Below are 2,308 nucleotides of genomic sequence, written 5' to 3' on the forward strand. Positions count from 1 at the left end.
TTCGCCGTAGCCGATTTCGTCAACCCGCGTCAGGTGTCCGCCCAGGTTGTAGCTGAACTGGCGGGCCAGGTTGTCGATGCGTTTTTCTTCGACCAGGCGGTCGGAGGCGTCGTAGGCAAACTGGTAAACGGCATTGTTTTCATTGACCAGCGCGGTCAGGCGAATGGCTTTGTCGTACTCGTAGCGGATGCGCTGACCTTTGGCGTCCTGGCAGCTACTCAGCGCATTACCGTAGCTGAGCAGGCGTAGCATAACAACAGAGCATAAGAATATGGCCGCTGTGTTATCAATCACGCGGCCGACTTAAACTATAATGCCAATTGAATTTTAAAGAACAGCGCTAGTGAATAATATTTATGCTTAACATCAAAATACAACTCAGATCAAAATCTTATTGGTACCGTCAGATCGTTAACATTTATATTGGACCGACTAAACGAAAACTGGATTAGGCCATCAACCTTCTTGTATTTAACTTGATAGCTTCCGGGTTCAAACTCTAGCAGCTCACCCTGAATAACATCCGACCCATCAGGTTCTAACTCTCCACCAGTAGTGTCCTCTCCAGCACCAACAAATACATATCCCGACAAAAATTTAAGGTTCAATACTCCATCTTCATTGCGGACATCTTCAGAAATTTTTATATCAAACTTACCATCCTCTCCCAATCCAAAAATAGCAATATTTCCATTATTCACCTCTTGAATTTCATCCTCTACTATGCTCCACCAGTCAGGGGCGTCAGAAATTCGATGCTTTATAGACTGCAGATCAAAAATCGCAATAGTTGCAGTATCAGTCACGATGGAAAATTCTTTATTCATATGTGCCCCCTCAGTTAAAAAATATTGCACTAATTTTATCACCAGGACTGAGTCCCGCGCGCCGGCCAGCATTTTTTATCGCACTACCGACACTCTTATTAATGGTTTCATCGAGCATTTGCAATCTTTGCGATGCCGTCCCGCCCACTATCAAATCTACTGGGTGATCTGCGTTCAATTTCGTTAGGTGGTATTTGCACGCAATCGGGAGATGTTAAATAAAAACCATTCATTCCAGATAAAAACCTCCTATATTCAACTGATAAAACTATATTAATTTCAGCCTCAACATGACTGATTTCGGAAGGTTTCAAACCTGGCTTATGTACTATTGGCATATCGCGACCGGCCAACCCCTCAAAACTATCAGACTACAAAAGCGCTACTTAGAATTGTAAATATCATGCAAATCACCATTGGAATTCAACTTAATAGTTGTTCCACCCTCATAATAAAGAGACAAAACACCTCTATCATCGGAGTCCTCGATCGCACGCACACCATCTAAAACACAAAAGAAACCAAATACTGCCTCTTCAACTGATGTTTTTATTATCATATCAATACATGCTTTATCCCCCAAAGTTTGCTTATTGTAAAACTCAGACATTCCAAGCAGAGGCTTGCTAGGCTTTCTACCGGGAGGCGAAGTTAACACCGAAACTGTATCCGTTATAGCCGCATCGCTAACAACGCGCCTCATCAGATCTACAAACTCTTGAGCATCCATTTAAAACTCCTACTTTATAAAAACACCAGGAAACATTTCTTTATTTAAGTCTATCATTTGCTTGATAGCTGAAGGCGGTGCATTTGTGAAATTTCTGAGATCTTTTGCATCTTTAGCCAAAAGGTCTCTTGGGATTCCAGTAAATGGCCCTTTCACTGTCGGAATCAATTTGTGCTCAGCCCTAGGGAGGGCAATTGATGGCGCTGTCTTTGGGTCGTAACCCACAATTATCTGACCTGCCGGGTGTTTTTGTGCGGCATGATGAATATCCAGACCATCACCTACCTTAGAATTTTTTTGCAAGGTGTCGAATCTTCCAACTTCATATTTCTTAGTTGGCTCACAACTCAACCCCAAAAAATCGAGCCAACCAATTGGATTAGGGGCGTACTTGTAAAAATTGTCCCCTCCGACTAGCCCAATCGGATCCTGCGTAATAAACCGCCCAACCTCCGGATCATAATACCGAAACGTATTGTAATGCAGCCCCGTCTCATCATCAAAATACTGGCCCTGGAACCTCAGGTTCTGCTCTACCTCATTCACCGCCAGCTTTTCGAGCGCGCCCCAGGCTTTGTACGTCGCCTGCCAGACAATCTGCCCCGCCCGGTCAGTCATCTCCAGCGGCGTACCAATCTGGTCGGTATGAAAGTAGTAGAGCTTCTGTTCTTCCCCCTCGCTCTGATCGACTCTGGCTAACGGCGCATAGCTCCCCGGCTCATACACATACAGGCTGCTCTGCCCCGGCGCC

3 protein-coding genes and 1 pseudogene are annotated in these 2,308 nt (G+C 44.8%); all 4 read right to left on the reverse strand.

Going from position 1 to position 2,308, the window contains the following annotated elements; translation table 11 throughout:
* A pseudogene (locus tag L9059_RS30480) lies at window positions 1-273 on the reverse strand (hypothetical protein); the annotation flags it as partial.
* A gap of 110 nt (window positions 274-383) precedes the next feature.
* Window positions 384-827, reverse strand: coding sequence for a DUF6386 family protein (locus L9059_RS30485; protein WP_247296755.1), 444 nt, complete (start codon window positions 825-827; stop codon window positions 384-386).
* Window positions 828-1,209: 382 nt separating this feature from the next.
* A complete protein-coding gene (locus tag L9059_RS30490) occupies window positions 1,210-1,557 on the reverse strand; it encodes a hypothetical protein (RefSeq protein ID WP_247296758.1) in 348 nt (115 codons plus the stop codon).
* Window positions 1,558-1,566: 9 nt separating this feature from the next.
* Window positions 1,567-2,308: RHS repeat domain-containing protein (locus L9059_RS30495; RefSeq protein WP_247296760.1), on the reverse strand; the 742-nt coding region annotated here is incomplete at its 5' end.

Origin of the sequence: Pseudomonas violetae, from assembly GCF_023072615.1 — a bacterium.
GTDB lineage: Bacteria > Pseudomonadota > Gammaproteobacteria > Pseudomonadales > Pseudomonadaceae > Aquipseudomonas > Aquipseudomonas violetae.